At 60.1% G+C, this 26,980-nt stretch carries 21 protein-coding genes; 5 read left to right on the top strand and 16 right to left on the bottom strand.

Annotation, left to right across the window (positions count from 1 at the left end):
- Positions 1–106 precede the first annotated feature (106 nt).
- The 7 genes from PMA3_RS01285 to hutC form a co-directional block, all read right to left on the bottom strand.
- Positions 107–937, bottom strand: coding sequence for a quaternary amine ABC transporter ATP-binding protein (locus tag PMA3_RS01285; protein WP_064675471.1), 831 nt, complete (start codon positions 935–937; stop codon positions 107–109).
- Positions 934–1,785 carry an ABC transporter permease gene (locus PMA3_RS01280; RefSeq protein ID WP_030129253.1) on the bottom strand — a complete coding sequence of 284 codons (852 nt, stop codon included), beginning with the start codon at positions 1,783–1,785 and terminating at the stop codon, positions 934–936. Before PMA3_RS01280 ends, PMA3_RS01285 begins: the two co-directional genes overlap by 4 nt.
- Positions 1,786–1,855: 70 nt before the next feature.
- Positions 1,856–2,824: an ABC transporter substrate-binding protein gene (locus PMA3_RS01275; protein WP_064675470.1), complete on the bottom strand. Its 969-nt coding sequence runs from the start codon at positions 2,822–2,824 to the stop codon at positions 1,856–1,858.
- Positions 2,825–2,892: 68 nt separating this feature from the next.
- Entirely contained in the window at positions 2,893–4,365 is a 1,473-nt protein-coding gene (locus PMA3_RS01270; RefSeq protein WP_064675469.1) for a purine-cytosine permease family protein, read from the bottom strand.
- A gap of 141 nt (positions 4,366–4,506) precedes the next feature.
- A complete protein-coding gene (hutU, locus tag PMA3_RS01265) occupies positions 4,507–6,189 on the bottom strand; it encodes a urocanate hydratase (RefSeq protein WP_064675468.1) in 1,683 nt (560 codons plus the stop codon).
- A 520-nt stretch (positions 6,190–6,709) separates the two neighbouring features.
- Positions 6,710–7,279, bottom strand: a complete 570-nt coding sequence (locus PMA3_RS01260) for a HutD/Ves family protein (RefSeq protein WP_064675467.1) — start codon at positions 7,277–7,279, stop codon at positions 6,710–6,712.
- A 9-nt stretch (positions 7,280–7,288) separates the two neighbouring features.
- The gene (gene hutC / locus PMA3_RS01255) at positions 7,289–7,957 is read right to left on the bottom strand and encodes a histidine utilization repressor (protein WP_237140722.1); all 669 of its coding nucleotides are present in this window, start codon (positions 7,955–7,957) and stop codon (positions 7,289–7,291) included.
- Positions 7,958–8,157: 200 nt separating this feature from the next.
- Between hutC and PMA3_RS01250 the strand changes: the two genes are divergently transcribed.
- A complete protein-coding gene (locus PMA3_RS01250) occupies positions 8,158–9,522 on the top strand; it encodes a formimidoylglutamate deiminase (protein ID WP_064675465.1) in 1,365 nt (454 codons plus the stop codon).
- Positions 9,523–9,579: 57 nt separating this feature from the next.
- Here PMA3_RS01250 and PMA3_RS01245 read toward each other — a convergent pair whose 3' ends face one another.
- Together PMA3_RS01245 and PMA3_RS01240 are read right to left on the bottom strand one after the other, a co-directional pair.
- Positions 9,580–10,149: a lipocalin family protein gene (locus PMA3_RS01245; protein WP_064675464.1), complete on the bottom strand. Its 570-nt coding sequence runs from the start codon at positions 10,147–10,149 to the stop codon at positions 9,580–9,582.
- A 31-nt stretch (positions 10,150–10,180) separates the two neighbouring features.
- A complete protein-coding gene (locus tag PMA3_RS01240) occupies positions 10,181–10,435 on the bottom strand; it encodes a hypothetical protein (protein ID WP_064675463.1) in 255 nt (84 codons plus the stop codon).
- Between the two features lie 362 nt (positions 10,436–10,797).
- Here PMA3_RS01240 and PMA3_RS01235 point away from each other — a divergent pair, with 362 nt between their 5' ends.
- Together PMA3_RS01235 and PMA3_RS33475 are read left to right on the top strand one after the other, a co-directional pair.
- Positions 10,798–12,105 (top strand): PDC sensor domain-containing protein, encoded by a 1,308-nt coding sequence (locus PMA3_RS01235; protein WP_420848595.1) that lies wholly within the window; start codon positions 10,798–10,800, stop codon positions 12,103–12,105.
- Positions 12,012–12,599: a methyl-accepting chemotaxis protein gene (locus PMA3_RS33475; RefSeq protein WP_420848677.1), complete on the top strand. Its 588-nt coding sequence runs from the start codon at positions 12,012–12,014 to the stop codon at positions 12,597–12,599. The genes PMA3_RS01235 and PMA3_RS33475 overlap by 94 nt, the downstream gene beginning before the upstream one ends.
- Positions 12,600–12,722: 123 nt before the next feature.
- Here the strand turns inward: PMA3_RS33475 and PMA3_RS01230 are convergent, their stop codons facing one another.
- From PMA3_RS01230 to PMA3_RS01210, 5 genes are all read right to left on the bottom strand, one after another.
- Complete coding sequence (locus tag PMA3_RS01230; RefSeq protein WP_064675462.1) at positions 12,723–13,325, bottom strand: DUF924 family protein; 603 nt, start codon at positions 13,323–13,325, stop codon at positions 12,723–12,725.
- A 3-nt stretch (positions 13,326–13,328) separates the two neighbouring features.
- Positions 13,329–14,339 (bottom strand): class 1 fructose-bisphosphatase, encoded by a 1,011-nt coding sequence (locus PMA3_RS01225; protein ID WP_064675461.1) that lies wholly within the window; start codon positions 14,337–14,339, stop codon positions 13,329–13,331.
- A gap of 305 nt (positions 14,340–14,644) precedes the next feature.
- A complete protein-coding gene (locus PMA3_RS01220; protein ID WP_064675460.1) occupies positions 14,645–16,018 on the bottom strand; it encodes a DUF3999 domain-containing protein in 1,374 nt (457 codons plus the stop codon).
- Positions 16,015–19,236, bottom strand: a complete 3,222-nt coding sequence (locus PMA3_RS01215) for a DUF2339 domain-containing protein (protein WP_064675459.1) — start codon at positions 19,234–19,236, stop codon at positions 16,015–16,017. Before PMA3_RS01215 ends, PMA3_RS01220 begins: the two co-directional genes overlap by 4 nt.
- 286 nt (positions 19,237–19,522) lie before the next feature.
- The gene (locus tag PMA3_RS01210) at positions 19,523–21,973 is read right to left on the bottom strand and encodes a glycogen/starch/alpha-glucan phosphorylase (protein ID WP_064675458.1); all 2,451 of its coding nucleotides are present in this window, start codon (positions 21,971–21,973) and stop codon (positions 19,523–19,525) included.
- 259 nt (positions 21,974–22,232) lie between these two features.
- On the opposite strand from PMA3_RS01210, the gene PMA3_RS01205 reads away from it, so the two are divergent.
- Positions 22,233–22,673, top strand: a complete 441-nt coding sequence (locus PMA3_RS01205) for a YkgJ family cysteine cluster protein (RefSeq protein ID WP_102136469.1) — start codon at positions 22,233–22,235, stop codon at positions 22,671–22,673.
- A 153-nt stretch (positions 22,674–22,826) separates the two neighbouring features.
- Positions 22,827–23,354, top strand: coding sequence for a hypothetical protein (locus PMA3_RS01200; RefSeq protein WP_064680596.1), 528 nt, complete (start codon positions 22,827–22,829; stop codon positions 23,352–23,354).
- A gap of 113 nt (positions 23,355–23,467) precedes the next feature.
- Here PMA3_RS01200 and typA read toward each other — a convergent pair whose 3' ends face one another.
- Together typA and thiI are read right to left on the bottom strand one after the other, a co-directional pair.
- Complete coding sequence (gene typA, locus PMA3_RS01195; protein ID WP_064675456.1) at positions 23,468–25,288, bottom strand: translational GTPase TypA; 1,821 nt, start codon at positions 25,286–25,288, stop codon at positions 23,468–23,470.
- 139 nt (positions 25,289–25,427) lie between these two features.
- Positions 25,428–26,882 carry a tRNA uracil 4-sulfurtransferase ThiI gene (gene thiI, locus PMA3_RS01190; RefSeq protein WP_064675455.1) on the bottom strand — a complete coding sequence of 485 codons (1,455 nt, stop codon included), beginning with the start codon at positions 26,880–26,882 and terminating at the stop codon, positions 25,428–25,430.
- Positions 26,883–26,980 lie beyond the last annotated feature (98 nt).

Genomic DNA, 26,980 nt, shown 5'->3' with positions numbered 1-26,980 from the left:
GCCTCGCTCCTACAGGATTCAGGTTTGCCGTCCAATGCAGGAACGACACAAAACCTGTAGGAGCGAGGCTTGCCCGCGAAGGCGTCCGAACAGCCGCCGCAAACCTTTAAACCACCGCAGCCCGACGCTGTACAAACCGGTCGACATACTCATCCGCCGGCGAATGCAGGATCTCTCTAGGCGTACCCACCTGAATCAGCCGCCCGTCCTTGAGGATCGCAATGCGGTTACCAATCCGCACAGCCTCATCAAGGTCGTGAGTAATGAACACGATGGTCTTGTGCAACGTCTTTTGCAGCTCCAGCAACTGGTCCTGCATCTCCGCGCGGATCAGCGGATCGAGGGCGCTGAACGCCTCGTCCATCAGGATGATGTCGGTGTCCGCCGCCAAGGCCCGGGCCAGGCCCACACGCTGGCGCATGCCGCCCGACAACTGATGCGGGTATTTTTTTTCGTAGCCTTTCAGGCCCACGGTATTGATCCAGTGCAGCGCGCGTTCGGCGCACATCTGCTTGCTCTCGCCACGCACCTTCAGGCCGTAGGCGACGTTATCCAGTACGGTCTTGTGCGGCAGCAGGCCGAAGCTCTGGAACACCATGCTGATCTTGCGTCGGCGAAATTCGCGCAGGGCGTCCATGTCGTATTGCAGGATGTCCACACCGTCCACCAGGATTGCGCCGCTGGTCGGGTCGATCAAGCGGTTGAAGTGACGCACCAGGGTGGACTTGCCGGAACCCGACAGGCCCATGATCACGAAGATCTCGCCGCTGCCGATGCTCAGGGACAAATCGTTCACGCCGACCACGCAGCCGGTTTCGGCCAGCACCTGATCCTTGGTCTTGCCCTGACCCACCATGGCCAGCGCTTCCTTGGCACGGTTGCCGAAAATCTTGAAGACGTTTTTGACTTCGATCTTGCTCACGGTTGCGTCGTTCATTTGCTCACCTCATGCCGTGGCCGACCATACGCCTGAGTAATGCGGTCGATGACCACTGCCAGAATCACGATCGCCAGACCGGCTTCAAGACCACGTCCGACGTTGAGGGTCTGAATCCCCACCAACACATCTTCACCCAAGCCACGGGCACCGATCATCGAGGCAATCACGACCATCGACAGGGCCATCATGGTGGTCTGGTTGATCCCGGCCATGATGCTCGGCAGGGCCAACGGCAGTTGCACGCCGAACAGTTGCTGCCAGCGGTTGGCGCCGAAGGCGTTGATCGCCTCCATCACTTCACCGTCGACCTGGCGAATGCCCAGATCGGTCAGGCGGATCAGCGGTGGCGCAGCGTAGATCACGGTGGCGAAAATCGCCGGAACCTTGCCCAGGCCGAACAGCATCAGCACCGGGATCAGGTACACGAAGCTCGGCATGGTCTGCATGATGTCCAGCAGCGGCATCAGCACCGAGCGCAGGCGATTGCTGCGCGCCGAGAGAATGCCCAGTGGAATGCCGATCAGCACCGAGATGACCGTCGCCACCATCATCAGCGCCAGGGTTTGCATCAGCTTGTCCCAGAGGCCGACGGCCCCCACCAGGAACAGCAGGCCGACGATGACGGACGTGGTCACGACTTTGCGGGTCGCGTGCCAGGCAACGCCCGCCACGATCGCCAGCATCAGCCACCAGGGCGCCGCACGCAGCAGCCCTTCTAAATTGACGATGGCCCACAACAGGGTGTCGGAGATGCTGCGGAACACATCGCCGTAGTTGGTGACCAGCGAATCGACCCAACTGTTGACCCAGTCGGCGATGGAAAAGGTAAAGCTTTCGGGAAACATAAGAGGCTCTCAATCAAGGGGTTGCGATCAAGCGTCCGACTGCCGCTGACGGCAGTCGCCAAAGCTCGACCTACAAGGCCGCGTCGATCTTCTTGGCTGCGTCTTCGCTCACCCATGCATGCCAGACTTCAGGATGTTCCTTGAGGAAGATTTTCGCCAGTTTTGGTGACTCGATCCGCTCCTTGGCCATGCGCCCGAGATTCTGGTTGAGCAGGTCGATTGGCAGGTTGACCTTTTCCAGCACAGCCACCAGTTCCGGGGCTTGCTCGTGGAAGACCTTGGACAGGCCGACCTTGATGGTCACGCTCTTGTCCACGCCGGGCTTTTCTTCAAGCTTGACCAGGTCGACCTGGCCCATCAGCGGGGTGGGCGACCAGTAGTAGAACAGGATCGGCTCGCCACGCTTGTAGCTCGACAGCACGGCCGCATCCAGCGCCGGGCCGGTGCCCGGGCGGAAGTTGGTGTAAGTGCTTTCCAGGCCGTAACTCTTGAGCATTTCGCTGTTGTCCAGCTCACAGGTCCAGCCGGCCGGGCAGTTATAGAAACGGCCCTTGGATGGCTCTTCCTGATCCTTGAACACGCTGGCGTATTTGCCCAGGTCGGCGATCGCCTTCAGGTCCGGGGCTTTCGGCTCCAGCTTGCGTTTGGCGTCGCCTTCGATCACGTAACGCGGCACATACCAGCCTTCGATGGCGCCAACGACCGGAGCGCCGACACCGACCACCTTGCCGGCCTTCTCGGCCTTGTTCCAGACTTCGCTGCGGCCGACCCATTCTTCGGCGAACACTTGAATGTCGTTGCTGCTCAGGGCGTTTTCCATGGTGATGGAGTTGCCAGGCAGGCTGTCGACCTTGCAGTCGTAGCCTTTCTCCAGCACCACCTGCATGACGTCGGTCAGCAGCATGCCGCTTTCCCAGTTCAGCCCGGCGAATTTCACCGGTTTGCCCGACTCGCACCAGCCGGCTGCCTGGGTGGCGCCGGCACTGGCGAGCAGGCCCATGGAAAGCAATGTGGTCAGCAGGGTCTTGTTCGATTTCATTGTGTGACGCTCCTAATCATGAATTGGCTTACGGCAGTCAAGAGGCATCCAGCCCTGTCCACGTCCAATCAGGCCTGCGCAGCAGCGCGACGGGCCCCGCTTGTTTCAGGTTGTACATCGCTGTCCTGCTCGACCGGCAGGATCAGGTGATCGGGTACTGCGCTGTGCCATTTTTTCGCGCACACGTAATACAGGGCTGCGGGGAGCACCAGACCGATGATCCAGGAAATATCCACACCACCCAGGGCCTCCACCAGCGGACCGGTATAGAACTTGGTGGAGATGAACGGCAGTTGCACCAGCACACCGAAGACATAGACGCTGATGCCGAGCGGGTTCCAACGGCCGTAGCGACCCTTCGGATCGGCCAGTGCCGGCACGTCATAACGCTCGCGAGTGATGCAGTAGTAGTCCACCAGGTTGATCGCGCTCCATGGCGTGAAGAACGCCAGCAAGAACAGGATGAAGGACTTGAACGCACCGAGGAACGAGTGCTGACCGAGCAACGCGATCAGGGTCGCAGTACCGACAATGGCCAGCACGAAGACCAGGCGCTGCAAGCGTGAGACCCGCAGGTCACCCCGGAAACCGCTGATGACGGTCGCAATGCACATGAAGCTGCCGTAGGAGTTCAGCGTGGAGATGGTGACCTTGCCGAACGCAATGCTGAAGTACAGCAGCGCAGCGGTGGCACCGCTGCCGCTCAATCCAACGATGTAGGCCACTTCGTGGCCGGCGAATTGCCCGTTGGCCATGGCGGCGGCAAACACGCCGAGGATCATCGCCACCTGTGCGCCAATGACCGAGCCCGCGCCTGCAGCGAAGAAGGTCTTCACCGAAGACGTCTTGCTCGGCAGGTAGCGTGAATAGTCAGCCACATAGGGGCCGAAGGCAATCTGCCAGGACGCCGCGAGCGACACCGCCAGCAGAAAGCTGGTCCAGCTGAAGTGGCGGATTTGCAGCAGTGCGCCAACGTCGGTCTGGCTCATCAGACGACTGAACAGGTAAACAAAGGCAATCACACCAATGACGCTGGCGACACGGCCGATGAAGTGGATCACTCGATAACCGAGCACCGTGACCAGCACGATGACACTGGCGAAGATGAGGATACCGACGCTGTCGCTGACGCCGAACAACTGGCCCAAAGCCTGGCCGGAAAGCACGGTGCCCGTTGCAGTGAAACCGAGGTACATCAGACAGACCAGCACGATCGGGATGGCCGCGCCATACACGCCGAACTGCACCCGGCTGGAGATCATCTGCGGCAGGCCAAGCTTGGGCCCTTGCGCCGCATGCAGCGCCATTACGCCACCGCCGAGCAGCTGCCCGATCAACAGACCGATCAACGACCAGAACACGTCACCGCCCAGCACCACGGCCAGGGCCCCGGTGACAATCGCGGTGATTTGCAGGTTGGCACCCATCCACAGAGTGAACTGGCTCAACAGACGACCGTGTCTTTCCGCTTCCGGGATGTAGTCGATCGAGCGTTTCTCGATCAACGGTTTACTGCCTGCACGATCGTCATTAACAGCCATTGTTCAACCTCTGTGGATTGTTTGTCGGTGTTGGTGATCCCTGTAGGAGCGAGGCTTGCCCGCGAACCGCGGTGTGTCAGAAATGACGCCTTCGCGGGCAAGCCTCGCTCCTACAGGTTTTGCATCAGGCCAAGGCCTGATTTATTTGCCGGTAATCATCGGCAGGTTCAGCCCCTGTTCCTTGGCGCAGTCGATCGCGATCTGATAACCCGCATCGGCGTGACGCATGACACCGGTCGCCGGGTCGTTGTGCAGCACGCGAGCGATACGCTCGGCCGCTTCGTCAGTACCGTCGCAGACAATTACCATGCCCGAATGCTGGGAGAAGCCCATGCCGACGCCGCCGCCGTGGTGCAGGGAAACCCAGGTAGCGCCGCTCGCGGTATTGAGCAGAGCGTTGAGCAGTGGCCAGTCGGACACGGCATCGGAACCGTCCTGCATGGATTCTGTTTCGCGGTTCGGGCTGGCGACCGAGCCGGAGTCCAGGTGGTCGCGACCAATCACGATTGGCGCGGACAATTCACCGCTGCGCACCATTTCATTGAAAGCCAGACCCAGCTTGGCGCGCAGACCCAGGCCAACCCAGCAGATACGTGCCGGCAGACCCTGGAAGCTGATGCGCTCGCGGGCCATGTCCAGCCAGTTGTGCAGGTGGGCGTCGTCCGGGATCAGTTCTTTTACTTTGGCGTCGGTTTTGTAGATGTCTTGCGGATCGCCCGACAGTGCAGCCCAACGGAATGGACCGATGCCGCGGCAGAACAGCGGACGGATGTACGCGGGTACGAAACCCGGGAAGTCGAATGCGTTCTCGACGCCTTCTTCCTGGGCCATCTGACGGATGTTGTTGCCGTAGTCGAAGGTCGGAATGCCCATCTTCTGGAATTCGAGCATCGCTTTAACGTGCACGGCCATCGATTGCTTGGCGGCTTTGACGACAGCGGCGGGCTCGGTCTTGGCGCGAGCGCGGTACTCTTCCCAGGTCCAGCCGGCCGGCAGATATCCGTTGAGCGGGTCGTGGGCGCTGGTCTGGTCGGTGACCATGTCCGGGCGCACGCCGCGCTTGACCAGTTCAGGCAGGATTTCTGCCGCGTTACCCAGCAGCGCGATGGAAATCGCCTTGCCTTCCTTGGTGTATTTGGCGATGCGGGCCAGCGCGTCGTCGAGGTCGGTGGCTTGTTCATCGACGTAACGGCTGTTCAGGCGGAAATCGATGCTGACCTGCTGGCATTCGATGTTCAGCGAGCAAGCACCGGCCAGGGTCGCGGCCAGAGGTTGAGCGCCGCCCATGCCGCCGAGGCCTGCGGTCAGGACCCAACGGCCTTTGAGGTCATCGTTGTAGTGCTGGCGACCGGCTTCGACGAAGGTTTCGTAGGTGCCCTGGACGATGCCTTGGCTGCCGATGTAGATCCAGCTGCCGGCAGTCATCTGGCCGTACATGGCCAGGCCTTTGGCGTCGAGTTCGTTGAAGTGCTCCCAGCTCGCCCAGTGTGGCACCAGGTTGGAGTTGGCGATCAGCACGCGTGGGGCGTTGCTGTGGGTCTTGAACACGCCGACCGGCTTGCCGGATTGCACCAGCAGGGTCTCGTCGTCGTTCAGGTTGGTCAGGCTTTCGACGATCTTGTCGTAGCATTCCCAGTTACGTGCCGCGCGACCGATACCACCGTAAACCACCAGTTCCTTAGGGTTTTCGGCAACTTCCGGGTCGAGGTTGTTCATCAACATCCGCAGCGGCGCTTCAGTCAGCCAGCTCTTGGCGGTCAGCGTGTTACCGCGGGCAGCGCGGATTTCAACGTCACGAAACTTTGTAGTTTTATTCTCAGTCACGAAAAAGACTCCTCAGCGATCAATCCAAACCAACCCTGGCGGTGGGTAAGCCAGCCTGTGCGCAAAGCGCCACAAGCGAATCAGTGGACGTTGCGGGGAGTCTCGATCGACTCATACGCATACGTCTTTACTTGTACATACAAGCATATGCAATCAAGCGGCCAACTTGTTGGATGAGAATTCAAGAAAAGCTTTGAAAGGGCTGAAAGAGGCCTGGATCAAGGGCTCTGACGAAGATGAAATTTTTCGGGGGAGTTTTTGCGGGAGGGTGAAGGCTGTTACTTGAGCATGGTTTTGCGCCACGCTGGGGCGTTCGGTAACAAGTTGGTGCGCTGTGAGAAACGGATTTGGGGGAGGGAAACGACATCGCTGGCAAAGATCACCCCCTGTAGGAGCGAGCTTGCTCGCGAAGGTCGTGAACGATAACGCGTAAAACCACATGCCCCGCGGTGCGTTCAGGTTCTTCGCGAGCAAGCTCGCTCCTACAGGGGGCCATGTTTGTCCGCGACAGGGTGGTGGATCAGCGTGCAGTCAGTTCAATCACGCAGCATTGGCCGTTCACGGAGACGTCCAGCAAACCCGCGTTACCGTCGAGCTGCAGGCAATCATGGCGACCCAACTGAGCGTCGCTGTCACTTACCTTCACTTCCAGCGCTTCGGTAACACTGAACACCAGCACAGTCCCGGCCGAACTGAAAAACCGCTGCTCAGCCGCCAGCCACTGCAACCGCGCGCTGTAACGCTGCGGTGCATAAATCAGGTTGAAATCGCGGATCGGCCCGCCGAGCAGGGCGCAGGACACCTGACTCTCGCCACTGAAAGCAAACGGGTCCAGCGGTAATAATGGCCGAGTGTCCTGACCGTCAACGCACAAGGTCATGCCTTCGCCCTGCAGCACGGTGATCACACGTTCATACCCGGCGAACGTCGAGAAGCCGCCCGACTCGCCGATATCGGCAATCGAAAGACGCCAACCGAAGCCATCCAGCCCGGCGCCTGCATCACGGGTAATTTCTTCAGTGCTGCCGCCGCCGTTTTTCCATGGCATGCGCGGGTAATCGGCCGCGCGCAAGACTTTCAACTGACTCATCTTTGCCCCTTACTTATGAAAGCGCCCTTCCAGACGATGGCGCGAACCTGGGTGGATCAAACGGGCGGCCGTCACCGGCTGACGGCCGGACCAGGTGCGGCGACGAATCAGCAGGCACGGCTCGCCTTTTTCAATCTGCAGCAATTTGCATTCGGACGGCTCGGCCAGAATCGCCTCGACCACGTGCTCGCCTTCGGTCAGCGGCGCGACCTGATTCAGATAGGCGTAGGGCGTTTGCAGGGTGAAGTCCTGCTTGAGGTAGTCCGGCGCCACCAGTGCATTGACGAAACGGTCTTCGATTTGCACCGGGATATCGTTTTCGAAATGCACGATCAGCGAGTGGAAAACCTTCTGGCCTTCACGCATGTCCAGCGCCAGGGCCCGTTCGGAACCGGCCGCCTCTTCTTCAAGGATGATCACTTTGCAGGCGTGGCGATGGCCGCGGGAGGCGATCTCGTCGGCGATGTTGTGCACTTCAAACAGCGCGGACTGGCTTTTCGGCTCGGCGACGAAAGTCCCGACGCCTTGCATGCGCACCAGCAGACCGTCGGCGGTCATCTCGCGCAGGGCGCGATTGATGGTCATGCGGCTGAAACCCAGCTGGCTGACCAGCTCGCTTTCCGACGGAACGCGGTAGTGCGGCGGCCAGTTTCCACTGTCGATCTGCTGAGTGATCATTTGCTTGACGCGGGCGTACAAGGGCGCCGGACTGTCGCCCAGATTGGCGCTCAGAGTGGCATTTGGCGGCAATGTGGCTGGCGGAGTCGGCACGGTTAATCCTTGTTCATCTGATAGAGATTGCTAGCTTGCCGGAGTTTACCGGGCAGGCAAACGTCTGTATATGTATATACAAATAACACACGATGGGGTGCTGAACCATGTCCGCCTTCTTTGCCGAACGCGCGCTGCTGCCTAGTGGATGGGCCAACAATGTACGTCTTGAGGTCAGTGCCGCGGGCATCCTGACCCATATCCAGGCCGATTCTCACGCAGATGGCGCCGAACGGCTAAGCGGTCCGCTGCTGCCGGGAATGCCCAATCTGCACTCCCACGCCTTCCAGCGGGCCATGGCCGGGCTGGCGGAAGTGGCGGGCAATCCGAACGACAGTTTCTGGACCTGGCGCGATTTGATGTATCGCCTCGTCGGAAAAATCAGCCCCGATCAACTCGGCGTCATCGCCCGTCAGCTGTACATCGAAATGCTCAAGGCCGGTTACACCTCGGTCGCGGAATTTCATTACGTGCATCACGACAGCAATGGCCAGCCTTACGCAGACCCGGCCGAACTGGCCCTGCGCGTCAGCCAGGCGGCTAGCTCCGCCGGCATCGGCCTGACGCTGCTGCCCGTGCTGTACAGCCATTCCGGTTTCGGCGGCCAGGCCCCGAACGACGGCCAGCGGCGCTTTATCAACAGCACCGAAAACTATCTCAAGCTGCAATCGCGTTTGCAGCCCATCCTGGCGCAACAACCGGCGCAGTCGCTGGGTCTGTGTTTCCACTCGTTGCGGGCAGTTACACCGCAGCAGATCAGCGAAGTGCTGGCAGCCAGCGACCAGCAATGCCCGGTACACATTCATATCGCCGAACAGCAGAAGGAAGTCGATGACTGCCTGGGCTGGAGTGGCCGGCGTCCGCTGCAATGGCTGTACGAAAATACCGAAGTCGATGAACGCTGGTGCCTGGTCCACGCCACCCACGCCAACCCGGAAGAGGTCACGCTGATGGCCAGGAGTCGCGCCATTGCCGGCCTGTGCCTGACCACCGAAGCCAACCTTGGCGACGGGATTTTCCCGGCGGTGGATTTCCTGGCCCAGGGCGGGCGCATGGGCATCGGCTCCGACAGCCATGTGTCGCTCAGCGTGGTGGAAGAATTGCGTTGGCTGGAATACGGCCAGCGCCTGCGTGATCAGCGGCGCAACCGGTTGTATGGCGCGGACCAGCCAATGGTTGGCCGCACGCTGTATGACGCTGCGCTGGATGGTGGGGCTCAGGCGCTGGGGCAGCCGATCGGCGCACTGGAAGTTGGCAAGCGGGCCGATTGGCTGGTGCTGGATGGCAATGATCCGTACCTGGCGACGGCCAGCGGTGACGGGATATTGAACCGGTGGTTGTTTGCCGGTGGCGATCGCCAGGTACGGGATGTGCTGGTCAATGGCCAGTGGGTTGTGCGTGACGGGCGTCATGCCGACGAAGAAGAAAGCAATCGGGCGTTCACCCGGGTCCTGCGCGATCTTTTGGGCTAATGCCAAACCCCCTGTAGGAGCGAGCTTGCTCGCTCCCACATGGGTTGTTGCCAGACGTCAGTTCGAGGTCTTGGCCATCTGCGCGTCCGACGCGCGCCAGATCAGCCGCGTGGTGTCGTAACCCTGCTGACGCGCCTTGCTCAGCAGTTCTTCACGCACGAGACCATTGACCGTCGGGGTGCGTGACAGCAGCCACAGATACTTGCGGCTCGGGTCGCCGACAATGGCGGTCTTGTAGTCGTCGCTGACGTACAACACCCAGTATTCCCCCTTCGCTACACCTGGCAGCAAACGCGAGAACCAGGTGTCGAATTCGACCCATAGCTTGTCGGTCTTGCCCGGTATCTGCGGATACGCCGTGCCCTTGACCTCTTCCCATTGCCAGTCCGACGTCAGGCAGCGGTTAAACACCAGTACGTTGCCGTCAGGCTTCAGGGTGTAACGGGCTTCGGATTGCGCACAGTTGCGCTGGAAATACATGGGCAGACGAGCCAGCTCGTACCAGGTCCCCTGGTAACGCTTGAGGTTGACACTGTCGACGGTCTTTGGCGCCAACGGGTCTTCGCCAGAAGTGGCGCAGCCGGCCAGTACAAGGCCGGCAAAAAGTAAAATCAGTAACCGCTTCATTGTTTTTCTCCCGTGGGCGAACAGCCCCGGATTACTTCAGACCTTGGCCTGAGAACATCAGCACTTTGTCAGCGGCGTACTGCACGCTGATAAAGCTGTTTTTGTCGCCCCAGGTGCAGCTGGACATGCCGAGCGCGCCCGAGCAGTCGGCGGGTTTACCCAGCAAGGTTTCAACCTCGGCCTTGGGCATGCCTGTCTCCAGTTTCGAGTAGTTTTCCTGATTGACCTTGCTGCACGCAGCCAGCAACACGCAGAACGAAATCAGGGCGATGGAACGCAGCGACATGGTGAGGCTCCTGGGGCGAAGGGGAATGGCATGTCTGCCAAGCAGAAGCTTAGAAGAGAAAACCCCCATGTGGTTCCCTGACCGTCCGGCTATTTGTTTTGCCATTGGTCTGGGTTATTTGCGCAAAATCAGCCCCTTTCTTTTGCTGTTGGATATTTCGTCGTTTTTGACGAAAAACGCCTAATCTTTGGCGCCGGCCAGTCGACATATGTAGGAGCGAGCTCGCTCGCGATGGACGTGAACGATAACGCTTGAAGCCTGACGCCCCGCGGCGCTCTCAGGTTCTTCGTCGGAACGCCGCCCGGATCAAGCTCGCTCCTACACCAGCCCCCTCCGCGGTAGATCATTTAATGACCAGAAACATGAAATTCAGCCACAAGATTTTGTTGGCTGCTGCCCTCGTGGTGGCCGTTGCATTCGCTTGTTTCATCCTGTTCAACGACTACCGCCAGCGCCAGACCCTGCGCAGCAGTACAGAAACCTCGATGCAGGAACTCGGCAGCCTGACCACCAGCAATATCCAGACCTGGCTGGAAAGCCGCATCCAGCTGCTGCAATCGCTGTCCCAGCAAATCGCCGTGGATGGCAGTGACCAGGCCAACCTCAAGCGCGCCATCGACCTGCCGGCTTATACGAGCAACTTCCAGCTGAGTTATTTCGGCGGCACCGACGGCGTGATGTTCTCGATTCCGGCCGGCAATCGCGCCGCGGACTATGATCCTCGCACCCGTGGCTGGTACAAGGCGGCCAACAGCGCACAGCAGACTGTCGTGACCGAACCCTACATCGCGGCCTCGTCAGGCAAATTGGTGATTACCGTTGCCACCCCGGTGAAGCATGAGAACCAGATGATTGGAGTTGCCGGTGCAGACATCGATCTGTCCAGTGTCAGCGCCATCATCAACTCGCTGAATTTCGGCGGTCACGGCCATGCGTTCATCGTCAGCGCCGACGGCAAGATCCTGATCCACCCGGACAGCAAACTGGCGCTCAAGGGCCTGGTCGACGCCTACCCGAACGGCGCGCCGACAGTCAGCCCCGGGATGAAAGAAGTCGAGATCGACGGCAAGCGCCAGTTCATCTCCTTCACCCACGTCAACGGCGTACCGTCGGCGGACTGGTATGTCGCGCTGGTACTGGACCAGGAAACCGCCTTCGCGATGCTCAGCGAATTCCGCACCTCGGCGATCATTGCAATGGTGATCGCGGTGGTGATCATCATCGCGCTGCTGGGGATGTTGATCAGCTTCCTGATGCAGCCGCTGTTGACCATGGGCCGCGCGATGCATGACATCGCCGAGGGCGAAGGCGACCTGACCAAACGCCTGACCATCCATGGCCATGACGAATTCGGCGCGCTGGGCACCTCGTTCAACCGCTTTGTCGAACGTATCCACAGCTCGATTCGGGAAGTGGCCTCGGCTACCGGCCAGGTAAACGAAGTCGCCTTGCGGGTGGTGGCCGCGTCGAACTCGTCGATGTTCAACTCCGATCAGCAAGCCTCGCGCACCAGCAGTGTCGCCGCAGCAGCCTGGCCGAGGACGGCCAGCAAGTGGTGGATAAAACCATCGCGGCGATGCAGCAGCTCTCGGCGAAGATCAGTGATTCGTGCGGCAATATCGAGACGCTCAACAGCAACACGGTCAACATCGGGCAGATTCTGGAAGTGATCACCAGCATCTCGCAGCAGACCAACCTGTTGGCGCTGAACGCGGCCATTGAAGCGGCGCGTGCGGGTGAAGCCGGGCGGGGGTTTGCCGTGGTCGCCGACGAAGTGCGCAACCTCGCCCACCGCACTCAGGATTCGGCGCAGCAAGTGCAGAAGATGATCGAGGAGCTGCAGGTCGGCGCCCGGGAAGCAGTCAGCATCATGACCGATAGTCAGCGCCAGAGCGAAAACAGCGTCGGCATCGCCAATCAGGCGGGCGAGCGCCTGGGCAGCGTCACTGCGCGCATCGGCGAGATCGACGGGATGAACCAGTCGGTGGCGACGGCGACGGAAGAGCAGACGGCCGTGGTGGAGTCGATCAACGTCGACATTACCGAGATCAACACGCTGAACCAGGAAGGGGTGGAGAATTTGCAGTCGACCTTGCGTGCGTGTGCCGATCTTGAGCGGCAAGCGGCGCGGCTTAAACAGTTGGTGGGCAGTTTCCGTATTTAGTGCCTGAACCGGCCTCTTCGCGGGCAAGCCTCGCTCCTACAGGGCTAGTGCAGTATTTGATACCGCGCATAACCTGTAGGAGCGAGGCTTGCCCGCGAAGGCGGCATCAGCAGCAACCGAAAACTAAAACCGAGAACCAGGCCTGGAGAGAAACGCCAACTCCTCAGCCGTACTCTCCCTTCCCAACACCGCATTCCTGTGCGGAAACCGCCCGAACCGCGCAATCACCTGCTGATGCTGCTCGGCATAGTCCAGATAATCGTTGAACAATGTCCGATCGGACTCCGGCTGTTGCGCAACCAGATCGATGTACCGGGAAACCGCCTCATTTTGCACCGCCAGATTCTCGCAGTGCTCGAACACCAGGTAGATGAACACCCGCTCGATAGGCCGCAACTGCCGATCAAAATCCGCAGCAATGCCTTGCGCCACCAGCGCTTGAGCCCTGAGATCGCCGGCAAAGGAGTTGGGAGAGTCGCGAAAGATCATCCGCGGCAGTTGATCGAGCAACAACACCAAGGCCAGCCAACCTTCGGGGCGTTGCGCCCACTCGGTCAGTCCGCCGGCCAGTGCCTGCTCGACCCAGCCCCCGAAACGCGTTCGCGCTTCGAGGTCCTGACTGTCGCGTTTACCAAACCATAACCTGCCCTTGTCAGCCGCTATTTCGCTGGGGGATTCGAACGTACCGAACCACCACTCGAGCAACGGCTGCCAGGGCGCGGGCATGGTTTATTCCTTATGGTAAGCCGTGACGCGTTCGACTTCTTCTTTCGAGCCGAGGAACACCGCCACGCGCTGGTGCAGGCCTTCAGGCTGAATGTCGAGGATGCGCTGATGGCCATCGGTGGAAGCGCCGCCAGCCTGTTCAACCAGGAAAGACATCGGGTTGGCTTCGTACATCAGACGCAGCTTGCCCGGCTTGGACGGTTCACGGCTGTCGCGCGGGTACATGAACAAGCCGCCACGGGTCAGGATGCGGTGCACGTCCGCCACCATCGCGGCAACCCAGCGCATGTTGTAGTTCTTTTTCAGCGGGCCTTCTTCACCGGCCAGCAATTCGCTGACGTAGCGTTGTACCGGAGCTTCCCAGTGACGCTGATTGGACGAGTTGATCGCGAACTCCTGAGTGGACTTCGGGATCTTGATGTCTTCATGGGTCAGCACGAAGCTGCCCATTTCACGGTCCAGGGTGAAGCCTTTCACACCGTCGCCCAGGGTCAGGATCAGCATGGTTTGTGGACCGTAGATCGCGTAACCGGCGGCAACTTGCTGGGTGCCTGGCTGCAGGAAGGCTTTCTCGCTCAGGGATTCGTTCTGGCTCAGGTGCTCGTTCGGGCAACGCAGTACCGAGAAGATGGTGCCGACCGGTGCGTTGATATCGATGTTCGACGAACCGTCCAGCGGGTCGAAAACCAGCAAGTACGCGCCTTTCGGGTATTTGCCCGGGATCTGGTAGGCGTTGTCCATTTCTTCGGACGCCATGCCGGCCAGGTGACCGCCCCATTCGTTGGCTTCGAGCAGGATCTCGTTGGAGATCACGTCGAGTTTCTTCTGCACTTCGCCTTGGACGTTTTCGGTGCCCATGCTGCCCAGAACACCACCGAGGGCGCCTTTGGACACGGCGTGGCTGATTTCCTTGCAGGCACGCGCCACCACTTCGATCAGGAAACGCAGATCGGCAGGGGTGTTGTTGCTACGGGTCTGCTCAATCAAATAGCGACTCAGGGTAACGCGGGACATGGAAGGCTCCGGTGGAATGGGGGGGGCTAAAAACCCGCGCAGTTTAACGCGAGTCGGGGCGCATTTCCTCCTATCAGACGTGTTACACCCAATAGAGTTCATGTGCCCGATTGAGCGTAGTTCGAAACGGATGGAATGTGAGCTGAAGATTGGTGGCAGTTTCGAGATTTTCTTTGCCTGATATTCAGCCTTCGCGAGCAAGCTCGCTCCCACACGGGATCAGCGTTGGACGCAAATTCCGGGACCACTGCGGATCACTTGTGGGACCGAGCCTGCTCGCGAATGGCGCGCAGCGCCCGCCACTCTCAGGATTTGGCAGCAGGCTTGCGCAACAAGCTGAACGCCATCGCCGCCAGGAACAAAACGCTCAGCAACAACACCGCCCACAACCCGAATTTCTTCCAGTTCACGTCAGGAATCACCGCCGTTGTTACCGTCGAAGTCGACGTGCCAACCACTGGACCATCAACCGTAGCCTTGCCCAACGTCGCCAACTTCGCCGCGCTGTAATCCGGTATCAGCGTCGACAGCGGCAGGTTCGCCGCCTTCACCGTCGCATTCCCCAGTGCCAGCGTGTAAGGCCCCGCCCCGCGCGCCAGGAACACCAGTTGGGTGGCGCGCACGGCAAACCTGATGGACGGCGCTTGCTCACCAATGCCCCCACCTCGTTCATCCACTGTCAGTTTCAATTGCTGCACGGTATGCCCCGGCAGCAGCAATTCGTTCTGCACCACATCCTGGCCATTCTGGGTCAGTCGATAGAGCAAACCACCGCCTAACGGCTGCCACGGCAAACTGCTTTCCCGACGACCGGACAAGGTTACGGGGGCCAGGCTGTTGGGTTGACCGAGTTCTACCTGCAAACGCTCGACATTCAATCCCATCGGCAATTGCCAGGTATATTCACCGCCCTTGATGGCGCTGCCGGCCAATGATTGCGACCAGACCAACGGCATAGGCAAGCTGCTAGTGCTGACACTTTCCAGTTGCACCGAGGTCAGTGTCGGCGCCGATTGCGGCGCCTTCCACAGCAAGCGCAGATAGCGCGCCGATTGACCTGGAAGGCCGATCTCATGCTGCTCGACCCGTTCGTCGGCAAACGTCAGCCGCGCTATTTGGCCCTCGCCCCAGGATTGCCAATGCTGCAAGTCGTCACTGGCCTCGATGCTGAAACGCTGGAAGCCGTCGCGCTCGCTGGTCCAGTCGAGGATCAATTGCTGCAACGGCGCCTTGATACCGCTGGCGTCGAGCAACCAGCCGCGCAGCACTTCTTCGCCCGCCTCCAGCTGAGTGGACGGTTGTACGTCGACCAGCGTGCCGTTGGCGCTCGATCGCACCCGGATGCTCGGCGCTTGCTCGGTGGCATCCGCCGAGTTGTACAGCGGGAACCATTTCACCTCGGTAAGGTGGCGGCTTTCGCTGGTTTGCGCGGGCGCCCGAGCCAGGGCATAGGCCTGAGGCTCACCGGCGGCATTGAACACGCGCACATCGCCCAGGTCGGTTCGTCGTGCCTTCAGTTGCACGTCCAAAGGCAATTCGAGTCGATACCATGGGCCTTGGCCACTGACGGTCAACGGCACCTGCGTGGCGAAATCCGCCGGCGTTTCCCGGGCATGCGCCGACAGGGCCACGCCCATCGCAACAGCGCTCAACCAGACCAGGATCAGCTTCTGACTCAAGGTGACACTCCTTCGGTTTGCGGGGCCAGTGTTGCAGGATCAGGCACAGCATCAGTGCGTTTGGGAGGCAACGGGGCGAAATAACCGACCACCAACAGCAATACGCCAACGCCGATAAACGACACGATCCGTGCCAGCCCGCCGCGGTTACTCAATTCGACAAAGAACAGCTTGGCCACCACGACACCGATCAGCGCCGCCCCGATCAGCCAGACCTCGCGGCGATGTCGCAGATGACCGCCGATCATCAGGCTCAGGGCGATCAAGGTCCAGACAATGGAAAGGCCGGCTTGCACCCGCATGGATTCGAGCAAGGCATCCAGCTCGAACGGCACATCGCCCCAGTGGTGGGCGGTGCGCATCACCAGCGCAGTAAAGAATGCAAACAGCGAAAACCCGGCGATCAGCTGCGTGGCCGGCGCAGCGTAATCCTTGCGAATCACCCCTTGCGTCACCGCACTGCGGGACCAGACGTATAGGCCGAACAGCGTGAACAGCAGGCCCAACTCCAGCGGGTTGATCAGCGGCACATAGGGCAGCGGCTCGGCAGCGCCATCACTGACGAGGTTCGCCAGCCAGAACCAGCCGAGCATCAACAATGCCAGGGGCACTGCCGCATACACACGGTATTCCCGGGGATAAGCCGACACCGGCCAAGGCCAGGCTCGGGGCGCCGCCGCGAGCACCAGGTACAGGCTCGGCAGCATCGCCCAACCCAACCAGCGCCAGGCGTTGTAGTGTTCGGACAACAACAGCAAGCCGTAACGCAATTCCAGCGCCAGTACACCGATCAGCAGCCAACAACCGACGACATGGGCCACGCCCAGAGGGCGCGCCGGCATCATCGGCCCCAGGCGCCTCATGGAGATGAAATGCACAACGAACACTGCTGCCCAGGCTAACCAGGCGAAATGGGCGGCCGGGTGATAACGCGAGTGCCAGGCCGCCAGCAACACCAGACCGGCAGCGGGAATCAGCACGGTGCAGAGCAATCCCAGTGACGGCCATTTCAGACGTAGCGCCAACACGGCCCACAAAGCGACACTGACCGCTGCGACGAACAGCAATAACGTCGCCTGCAGACTCACCGGGGCAAAACGCAGCACTTCACTGATCCACGCCAGCGCCCACCAGCCCGCGCCCCACGCCAACAACACGTCGGACAAACGATTCAAGCTCAATGGATCGAATGCCGTGCCGTGATTGCCGAGCTGCAAACGCCAGGCCCCGACCAGCGCGGCCAGGCCCAGCAACAGCGGGGTCCAGAAACCACCATGAGCCAAGGGGCGCAGACCTTCGCTGGCCAATGGCCCGAGCAGACTGTGTCCGGCCAGCAGGAACGCCGCACCGCCCAATAATTGCACGGCAAAAGCGCTGAGCAGGAGCGTCCGCGATTGCAGGTGCAGGCCGATAAACAGCGTCGCCAACCCCGCAAGCGCCCAACTGATCGCCGTACCTTGGGTGAAGAAGAACAACGGCGCCAGCAAGTAGAGGAAGGCCAGGCCGAGGCTGGCCAGCACGGGCAGCCCGTTGCGCTCCCACGGCGAAGTCTGTTCAGGCAAAGCGCTGCGCAACTGATAGAAGCTGAACAACAACGCCCCGCCGAGCATCAACGCACTCAGTGGCGCCCCGTCGAGCAGGCTGCTCTCGCCCATTCGCAGCTCACTGAGGAATGTCAGTGCCGACCCCAGTTGCAGCAGCAAGGCAAAGGCCCGGGCCAGCGTTCGCTGCTGACGCAGGCCGAGCCAGAAAATACCCGCGCCTTCCACTGCCCAGGCTGCGGCTGTCCAGCGGGCGTCGAGCCCCAGCGGAATCGCCAGGCTGGCGAAGATCACGCCCAACGCCAGGCAGGTTTCCGCCAGCAGCAAGGCCCGGCCACCCATCAGCAATCGGGCGAGCCCCATGTAGATCATGCCCAGCGCCAACGCACTGAACGCCGCGGCGAATTCCAGGTGCTGGACCAGCGCGAACTGCAAGCCGAAGCCCACCAGCGGCGGGCCGAACAGCAGGGTGCCGTCGACATAGTCACCCTTGAGTGCCGACCCGCGCAGCAGCGCATCGCGGCTGTCGTCTTCGGCTGCGTCGGGCATGTCCAACAGCTTGCGCCGGGCGAACAGCAGGCCGATGGCCAGGTACATCAGGAAAAACAGAATCAGGAACGGCTCGGTGCTCCACAACAGGTCCGGCGTATAGGAGCGCAGGCCCCAGGCGACCCCGATGCCGAAGGTGCCGACGAAACCGATCAGATTGAGCAAACGCCAGGCCTTGAACCAGGCGATGGCGAAGATACCGGCATTGAGCAAGGCGAAGTAACTGAACAGCGCAACAGGGTCGCCGGCACCGGTCGACGTCAGGATCGGCGCCGCAAAACCGCCAAGTGCCGCCGCGGCGGCCAGCCCCAAAGCGTCCTGGGTAATGGCCAGAATCGCCGAGAACACCGTCACCGCAACCAGCAAGCCCAACGCAGCGGTGGGATCGAGCAGCGGATGCAGGCGCATCGCGGCAAATACCGTCAAGTACAACACCGCAATTGCGGTGCCTTGCAGCATCAGTGCGTAATTGTCGTTGCGCGCCCTGAGCCACCAACCCAGCCCCAGAAGGCCCAATGCCGCCGCCGCGACACCGGCGTAACGCAATTCGATCGGCACCACCATGCCTTCGGTGGCATAGCGCAGCAGGAACGCCAGGCCGAGGAACAACAGCACCACACCGACGCGCAGGACGGTGTTGCCGCCGAACAGCCAGGCGCGGGCAACGCTGATAGCGCGCTCGATGAAATCAGGGTCGCGAGGGAAGGCCGATCGTTGCGGTTCACGGGTAACCGGCTCGGGTTTCCATGCATCGACAGGGGGCGGCGGACTGGTTTCGGTAGCCGCAGCCGGCATCGGCTCCAGTTCGGGCGGGAGTTCCCAGATCAATTCGGGGGTTTGGGCAGAAACTTCATCGACAATGATGTCAGCGGACGGCGCAAGTTCATTGGCTTCAGGCAATTTGACGCCCGACACCTCCAGCAATGCCAGACGTTGCTCGACCGCATGCAGCGCAACCTGTGCCTTCTCAAGCAGCAAGCGTTGCTCCGCAGCTTGTGAATCCAGGCGGCCGATACGGATGGCCTGACCGATCCCCAACCCGAGCAGTGCGCCCAACAGCGCATCGCTGAACGACTCGTCGAGCATCCAGCCCAGCACCAGCCCAATCAGCATGAACATCCATTGCATGGTCGATATCCCTAAGCGGCCCGCGATGGGGCATTCCAGACGGTAGAGCGCCTCGTTCAGTCTAGTGACCAGCCCCCCGTATTCCAGTGCGAGCGCAGATTGCACCTGCACCACAAACCCAATGTGGGAGCGGGCTTGCTCGCGAAGAGGCCATGACATTCAACAACGATGTTGAATGTCAGTCCGCTTTCGCGAGCAAGCCCGCTCCCACAGGGATTAAGGTGGTGCTGAGTATATCGATCAAGCCCAACCATCGTCGGGCCTGCTTCGCAATTACTGTTAGAAATTACTCCAGCGCTTTCCAGATATCCGTCGCGTACTCGCGAATGGTCCGGTCGGAGGAGAACCAGCCCATCCGCGAGGTGTTCAATACCGCCGAACGCCACCATGCCTGAGAATCGTGCCAATGGGCTTCGACACGCATCTGCGCGTCCCAGTAGGAATCGAAATCGGCACAGACCAGGAAGCGGTCGTAATCGATCAGCGAATCGATCAGCCCGGTATAACGAGACGGATCATCCGGCGAGAACACCCCACCGCGAATCGCCTGCAGCACGTCATTGAGCCGATGGGACGCGGCAATATCCGGCGTCGCGTTGAACTCGTGGTTCTGCTTGCGCGCCTCGACCTGCTGGGCGCTGAGGCCGAAGATGAACATGTGTTCGGCGCCGATGAACTCGCACATTTCCACGTTGGCGCCATCCAGGGTGCCGATGGTCAACGCGCCGTTGAGGCCGAACTTCATGTTGCTGGTGCCCGACGCCTCGAAGCCTGCGGTAGAAATCTGTTCCGACAAATCCGCCGCTGGAATGATGCTTTCCGCCAGGCTGACGTTGTAGTTGGGCAGGAATACCACTTTGAGCAAGCCACGCACGGTCGGGTCGTTGTTCACGACCCGGGCAATGTCGTTGGTCAATTTGATGATGAGCTTGGCCTGGTGATAACTGGCTGCGGCCTTGCCGGCGAAGATCTTCACCCGCGGTACCCAGTCGACTTCCGGCTCGGCACGAATCGCCTGATAGAGCGCGACGGTGTGCAGCAGGTTCAGCAACTGCCGTTTGTATTCGTGGATCCGCTTGACCTGTACGTCGAACATCGCCGCCGGGTTGACCGCCACCCCCAGCCGCTCGTGGATGATATACGCCAGAGCTTTCTTGCTGTGCAGGCGCTGGTCGGCAAACGCCTTGCGGAACGCGGCTTTCTCGGCAAAGGGTTCCAGGTCGCGCAAGCGCTCTTCAGCGTTATTGAGCAGATCCGGGCCGAGGGCATCGACCATCATCGAGGTCAGTTCGGGGTTGGCCTGGTACAGCCAGCGGCGGAAGGTAATGCCGTTGGTCTTGTTGTTGATCCGCTCCGGATAGAGCTTGTGCAGCTCGGAGAACACCGTTTTGCGCATCAGCTGCGTATGCAGCGCGGACACGCCGTTCACACTGTGGGAACCGAGGAACGCCAGGTTACCCATGCGCACACGACGGCCGTTGTCTTCCTCGATCAGCGACACCGCCCGCAGCACTTCGAAGTCATGGACGCCCTTGGCCCTCAGCGAGTCGATGTGCTGGGCATTGATCAGGTAAATGATCTGCATGTGCCGCGGCAGCATGCGCTCCATCAACCCGACCGGCCAGGTTTCCAGCGCTTCCGGCAACAGCGTGTGGTTGGTGTAGGACAGCGTGTCGACGGTGACCTGCCAGGCGGCGTCCCACGCCACGTCGTACACGTCGACCAGCTGACGCATCAGCTCGGCCACGGCGATCGAGGGGTGAGTGTCGTTGAGCTGGATGGCCGCGTGGTCGCCCAAGGTCAGGACCGAGGTGTGCATGTTGCGATGGCGCCGCAGCAAATCCTGCAAGGACGCGGCGACGAAGAAATATTCCTGGCGCAGGCGCAGTTCCTGGCCGGCTTCGGTGCTGTCGGCCGGGTAGAGTACCCGGGAAATGCTTTCGGCCCGGGCGACTTCCGCCACGGCACCCAGGTGGTCGCCAGCGTTGAAGCGCTCCAGGTGCAAATCTTCCATGGCACGGGCACGCCACAGGCGCAGCGTGTTGACGCTCGCCCCGCGCCAGCCGACCACCGGGGTGTCGTAGGCAATCGCGCGAACGGTTTCCGCCGGGGTCCAGACTTGCTTGGATTTGCCGGTTTCGTCGGTGACGGTTTCGACGCTGCCGCCAAAACCGATCGGATAAACGACCTCCGGACGTTCGAACTCCCACGGGTTGCCGAAATCCAGCCAGTGTTCGGTCTGTTCCTGCTGCCAGCCATCGACGATGGCCTGGCGGAACAAGCCGTGCTCGTAACGAATGCCGTAGCCGTGGCCGGCGATGCCCAGGGTCGACATGCTTTCCATGAAGCACGCGGCCAGACGGCCGAGGCCACCGTTGCCAAGGGCCGCATCGGGCTCCAGCAGGCGGATGCGCTCAAGGTCGACGCCGAGTTCGGTCAGGGCCTCGCGGGCCACATCCAGCAGGCCGAGGTTGCTCAGGCTGTCGTAGAGCAGGCGGCCGATGAGAAATTCCAGGGAGAGGTAGTAAACCCGCTTCTGACCCTTGCGGTAGATCTGCCGGGTGTGATCCATCCAGTGCTCGACCATGTGATCGCGCGCCGCCAAGGCAATGGCTTCGAACCAGTCGTGGTCGAAGGCGTGATCCGGGTCTTTGCCCACCGCATAGGTGAGTTTGGTCAAGACGGCGTCGCGAAATGCGGCCACCTCTGCTTCGCGAACAAGTGGTTCTTGAGTCATCGATAAGACCTCGGGCGAGCGTGGAATAGTTGAGCCTAGACGGTCAGACAGGCCGTTGGAACTCTGGTTCGGCAGTTTTTCCCGTTAGGGCGAGATAGATCAAGATTACCTTGCCGCGCACCGGAAAGAATGCAGGGCCCGTGCCGGAAAACAGTGATTACCGGGTAGTTTATGAAAAAAACTGGCGAAAGGTTGTTCAAAAATCCACCAGTCCCGGTATGATCGCGCGCCCTGATGCACACGCTGGTAACAACCGATGATGAAGTCCAACCTGATCGCCGCCGCGGAGATCGATCGCCTCGATACCTGGGCCAAATACTCTGCGCCGATGTGCGGTTCCTGCGTGTCCAGCTGCTGCACGTTGCCGGTCGAGGTCAAGATCAAGGATCTTATCCGAATCGGCATCGTCGACGAATTCGAGCGCGGCGAGCCGGCGAAGAACATCGCCAAGCGCCTGCAGAAGGAAGGGATCGTCGAGCGCTACAACCAGAAGTCCGAGATCTTCACCCTTCAGCGCATGAGCAACAACGATTGCCTGTACCTGGATCGTAAGAGCCGTCTGTGCACTATTTATGAAAAGCGCCCGGATACCTGCCGCAACCACCCGAAAATCGGGCCGCGACCGGGGTATTGCGCTTATAAGCCCAAAGAAGTGGCGCGTGAGACCAGCGAGAGCCGTCGCACGCTCGAGAAGTTTTAATCGCCGCTGAGTGTTGGGTTTGTTCCGACACGCCCGGGTAACTCGACCTGATGCATATTCAGCGATTTCCCATGCCTCGCCAAGCATTCGCCCGACAGGAAAGGCCAGTCACAAGCCCTAGTGTGGAGCATCTTTTATTCGGAGAAGATGCTCATGCGTTATTTGAAAGTGACAGCCCAGGATCGTAGCGGTAACGGCAAAGCGGATGCGGTGCTGTTGCACTTCCACAACAGCCCGGACAACCTGGTACACGAAGCCTTTGCCGTGGATATGTCCGCCGACGGCAGGATTGAGTTTGGTTTCGCCGGTGACATCAACAGCGACGGCGAGCAGAACTTCCAGGACCAGTTGCTGTTGACCGCGTTTGCGGAAGTTTTCCTGCAGCTGAACTGGTTCAATAAAGGAGATAACTGGGAGCGTTATCTCAAGATCAGTGCGAAAGACCATCACCAGGATGGCTCCCCCAATGTCGTCTCGCTTCAGTTCAGTGAAGACGATGGCACGCCTGGCATCCCCATTCGGATTAAAGGTGCAGCGGCCTATGATGGTGACAATGATGGCAGTCTGGACTCGTACACCAATACTGACGTGAACAGTGACGGCATAGCCAACAGGGCCGACAAGGTACTGCTGCGCAACATTGCGCAAAGCTTTCTCGCCTTTCGATGGTTCGAGATTTGACGTCAAAGCCAGGTACCGGACCTCAAGGGCGACCTGCAGGTCCAGACATAAAAAAACGCCCCTGGATCTCGCGATCCGGGGGCGTTTTTTTTAGCCGCTAACTAAGTCGAAACTCAGTTGCCGCTTTTCTTGGCAGCGCGGGTACGCTCGCTTTCGCCCAGGATCTTCTTGCGAAGACGGATGGACTTAGGAGTGACTTCGCACAATTCGTCTTCTTGAACGAATTCCAGAGCCTGCTCCAGGGTGAAGCGGATAGGCGGAACCAGAGCGATGGTTTCGTCTTTACCCGAAGCACGCATGTTGTCGAGCTTCTTGCCTTTGGTTGGGTTGACGCCCAGGTCGTTGTCGCGGCTGTTGATGCCGACGATTTGACCTTCGTACACGTCTTCGCCGTGACCCAGGAACAGTTTGCCGCGAGCCTGCAGGGTTTCCAGCGAGTAAGTCAGAGCCTTACCGGTGGCAACCGAAACCAGCACGCCGTTCTGACGGCCGGACATGTCGCCGGACTTCATCACGTCGTAACGGTCGAAGATCGAGGTCAGGATGCCTGCACCGGAGGTCAGGGTCAGGAACTCGTTACGGAAACCGATCAAGCCACGAGCCGGGATGTTGTACTCAAGGCGCACACGGCCCTTGCCATCCGGAACCATGTTGGTCAGGTCGCCTTTACGGATACCGATCTGTTCCATGATCGAACCTTGCGATTCTTCCGGCAGGTCGATGGTCACGTTTTCGTACGGTTCGTGCTTCACGCCGTCAACCATGCGGATGATCACTTCCGGACGACCAACACCCATTTCGAAGCCTTCGCGACGCATGGTTTCGATCAGTACCGAGAGGTGCAGTTCACCGCGGCCGGAGACTTTGAACTTGTCGGCGGTGTCGCCTTCTTCAACGCGCAGGGCAACGTTGTAGAGCAGTTCCTTGTCCAGACGCTCTTTGATGTTACGGCTGGTGACGAACTTGCCTTCACGACCGCAGAACGGCGAGTCGTTAACCTGGAAGGTCATGGAAACAGTTGGTTCGTCAACGGTCAGCGGCTTCATCGCTTCGACGTTCAGTGGGTCGCACAGAGTGTCGGAGATGAACAGCGAATCGAAGCCGCTGATGCAGACGATGTCGCCGGCAGCTGCTTCGTCAACGTCTACACGGTGCAGACCGTGGTGACCCATCAGCTTCAGGATACGGCCGTTACGGCGCTTGCCGTCGGCATCGATCGCCACAACCTGGGTGTTCGGCTTGACGCGACCACGAGCGATACGGCCAACGCCGATGATGCCCAGGAAGCTGTTGTAGTCCAGCGCCGAGATTTGCATCTGGAACGGACCGTCACGGTCGACTTTCGGTGCTGGTACGTTGTCGACGATCGACTGGTACAGCGGGGTCATGTCTTCAGCCATGTCGGTGTGTTCCAGACCGGCAATGCCGTTCAGGGCCGAGGCGTAGACGACTTTGAAGTCCAGCTGTTCTTCGGTAGCGCCCAGGTTGTCGAACAGGTCGAAGATCTGGTCCAGAACCCAATCCGGACGCGCGCCTGGACGGTCAACCTTGTTGATCACCACGATCGGACGCAGGCCGGCTTCGAAAGCCTTCTTGGTCACGAAACGGGTTTGCGGCATAGGGCCGTCTTGAGCGTCAACCAGCAGCAGAACGGAGTCGACCATCGACATTACGCGTTCAACTTCGCCGCCGAAGTCGGCGTGGCCCGGGGTGTCCACGATGTTGATGTGGTAGCCGTTCCAGTTGATGGCGGTGTTTTTCGCCAGAATGGTAATACCGCGCTCTTTCTCCTGGTCGTTGGAGTCCATCACGCGCTCGTCGTTGAGCTCGTTGCGCTCCAGGGTGCCGGATTGACGCAAGAGTTTGTCTACCAGGGTGGTCTTACCATGGTCAACGTGAGCAATGATGGCGATGTTGCGTAGATTTTCGATCACTTGTGTATCTCGATCAGAGGATTCGGTGTGCTGACAAGTCTTGGCAGCGATTTACAGTAGAGTCAGGCCTTGCCGTTACAGCTTGACGGCGGCGTCGGGGGGCCGGTGACGCAGGCCACAGGCAAACAGCCCCGGGCTCTTAGCTCGGTCGATAAACGCGCACATTGGCATGCCCCTCACTGAGCAAATGGTGGGCATGCAGGCGACTCATCACGCCTTTGTCGCAATACAGCAGGTACTGGCGAGTAGGGTCCAGTTCCTTGAAACGAGCGTTCAATGCATAAAACGGCATCGTCTGTACCTCAATGCCAGCTAGATCCAGCGGCTCGTCTTCAGCGGCATCCGGGTGACGGATGTCGATGATGATCTGGCCCGCCAGTGCTTCGCTGACTTCTTCGATCTGCAAGTCCTGGCCCAATTCGTCGATCACGCGATCGATCGGCACCAGCTTGGCGTTCTCGAGCGCACGCTCAAGGACCGCCATGTCGAATTCTTTCTCTTCATGCTCCACGCGCGGTCGCTTGGCGTGGGTCTTGGGGTTCACCGAGATGACCCCACAGTATTCCGGCATGTGCTTGGCGAAGTCGGCGGTACCGATTTCGTTGGCCAGGTCGATGATGTCCTGCTTGTGACTGGCGATCAGCGGACGCAAGACCAGTTTGTCGGTCACGCAGTCGATCACGGACAGGTTCGGCAGCGTCTGGCTCGACACCTGGGAAATCGCTTCGCCGGTGACCAGCGCTTCGATCTCCAGCCGATCGGCAATACGGGAAGCAGCGCGCAACATCATACGCTTCAAAACCACACCCATATGACTGTTATCGACTTTCCCGAGAATTTCTCCCAGTACTTCCTCGAACGGCACACTGACAAATAACACGCGTTGGGAGCTGCCGTACTTCTTCCAGATGAAATGCGCGACCTCCATGACGCCCAGCTCATGGGCACGCCCGCCCAGATTGAAGAAGCAGAAATGGCTCATCAGGCCGCGACGCATGATCTGGTAGGCCGCAACGGTGGAATCGAAGCCGCCGGACATCAGTACAAGCGTCTGCTCCAGGGCACCCAGCGGATAACCACCGATGCTGTTGTGCTGGTTGTGGATCACGAACAACCGTTTGTCGCGAATTTCGATGCGGACTTCGATTTCCGGCTCTTTCAGCGAAATTCCGGCGGCGCCGCACTGACGACGCAGTTGGCTGCCGACGTATTTCTCGACGTCCATCGAGCTGAATTCATGCTTGCCGGCACGCTTGCAGCGCACCGAAAAGATCTTCCCGGCCAACGCCTCGCCGAAGTGCTGCTTGCACTTGGCGACGATGTCGTCGAAGTCGCCCAACGGGTACTCGTCGACCTGCAGGAAATGCGCGATGCCCGGCATGCAGCTCAGGCGTTCGGTCATCTCCTTCAGGGCTTTGGGCTCGCTGACGCGGGTTTCCAGCTCGAGATTGTCCCACACACCGTTCACCACCACGGCCGGGTCCAGGTCGCGGAGCACGGTACGGATATTTTTGGCCAACTGGCGGATGAAACGCATCCGTACCGGGCGGCTCTTGATGGTGATCTCGGGAAAGACTTTTACGATTAGTTTCATGAAAACAGCGCGCGCTGGGCCAGCCGAAAAAGGGGGGCGCGGATTATAGCGGAAATTGCTCAAGGTTTAACCAGTTAATGTGTATAAGGTTTGCCGCG

This window comes from Pseudomonas silesiensis (assembly GCF_001661075.1).
Taxonomy (GTDB): domain Bacteria; phylum Pseudomonadota; class Gammaproteobacteria; order Pseudomonadales; family Pseudomonadaceae; genus Aquipseudomonas; species Aquipseudomonas silesiensis.
This window is presented reverse-complemented; position numbering and strand designations above follow the sequence as displayed.

Coding starts and splice junctions, on each gene's coding strand:
- PMA3_RS01285 (WP_064675471.1), bottom strand. CDS start 937: ATGAACGACGCAACCGTGAGCAAGATCGAAGTCAAAAACGTCTTCAAG.
- PMA3_RS01280 (WP_030129253.1), bottom strand. CDS start 1,785: ATGTTTCCCGAAAGCTTTACCTTTTCCATCGCCGACTGGGTCAACAGT.
- PMA3_RS01275 (WP_064675470.1), bottom strand. CDS start 2,824: ATGAAATCGAACAAGACCCTGCTGACCACATTGCTTTCCATGGGCCTG.
- PMA3_RS01270 (WP_064675469.1), bottom strand. CDS start 4,365: ATGGCTGTTAATGACGATCGTGCAGGCAGTAAACCGTTGATCGAGAAA.
- PMA3_RS01260 (WP_064675467.1), bottom strand. CDS start 7,279: ATGAGTCAGTTGAAAGTCTTGCGCGCGGCCGATTACCCGCGCATGCCA.
- hutC (WP_237140722.1), bottom strand. CDS start 7,957: ATGATCACTCAGCAGATCGACAGTGGAAACTGGCCGCCGCACTACCGC.
- PMA3_RS01250 (WP_064675465.1), top strand. CDS start 8,158: ATGTCCGCCTTCTTTGCCGAACGCGCGCTGCTGCCTAGTGGATGGGCC.
- PMA3_RS01245 (WP_064675464.1), bottom strand. CDS start 10,149: ATGAAGCGGTTACTGATTTTACTTTTTGCCGGCCTTGTACTGGCCGGC.
- PMA3_RS01240 (WP_064675463.1), bottom strand. CDS start 10,435: ATGTCGCTGCGTTCCATCGCCCTGATTTCGTTCTGCGTGTTGCTGGCT.
- PMA3_RS01235 (WP_420848595.1), top strand. CDS start 10,798: ATGAAATTCAGCCACAAGATTTTGTTGGCTGCTGCCCTCGTGGTGGCC.
- PMA3_RS33475 (WP_420848677.1), top strand. CDS start 12,012: ATGCAGCAGCTCTCGGCGAAGATCAGTGATTCGTGCGGCAATATCGAG.
- PMA3_RS01230 (WP_064675462.1), bottom strand. CDS start 13,325: ATGCCCGCGCCCTGGCAGCCGTTGCTCGAGTGGTGGTTCGGTACGTTC.
- PMA3_RS01225 (WP_064675461.1), bottom strand. CDS start 14,339: ATGTCCCGCGTTACCCTGAGTCGCTATTTGATTGAGCAGACCCGTAGC.
- PMA3_RS01215 (WP_064675459.1), bottom strand. CDS start 19,236: ATGCAATGGATGTTCATGCTGATTGGGCTGGTGCTGGGCTGGATGCTC.
- PMA3_RS01210 (WP_064675458.1), bottom strand. CDS start 21,973: ATGACTCAAGAACCACTTGTTCGCGAAGCAGAGGTGGCCGCATTTCGC.
- PMA3_RS01205 (WP_102136469.1), top strand. CDS start 22,233: ATGAAGTCCAACCTGATCGCCGCCGCGGAGATCGATCGCCTCGATACC.
- PMA3_RS01200 (WP_064680596.1), top strand. CDS start 22,827: ATGCGTTATTTGAAAGTGACAGCCCAGGATCGTAGCGGTAACGGCAAA.
- thiI (WP_064675455.1), bottom strand. CDS start 26,882: ATGAAACTAATCGTAAAAGTCTTTCCCGAGATCACCATCAAGAGCCGC.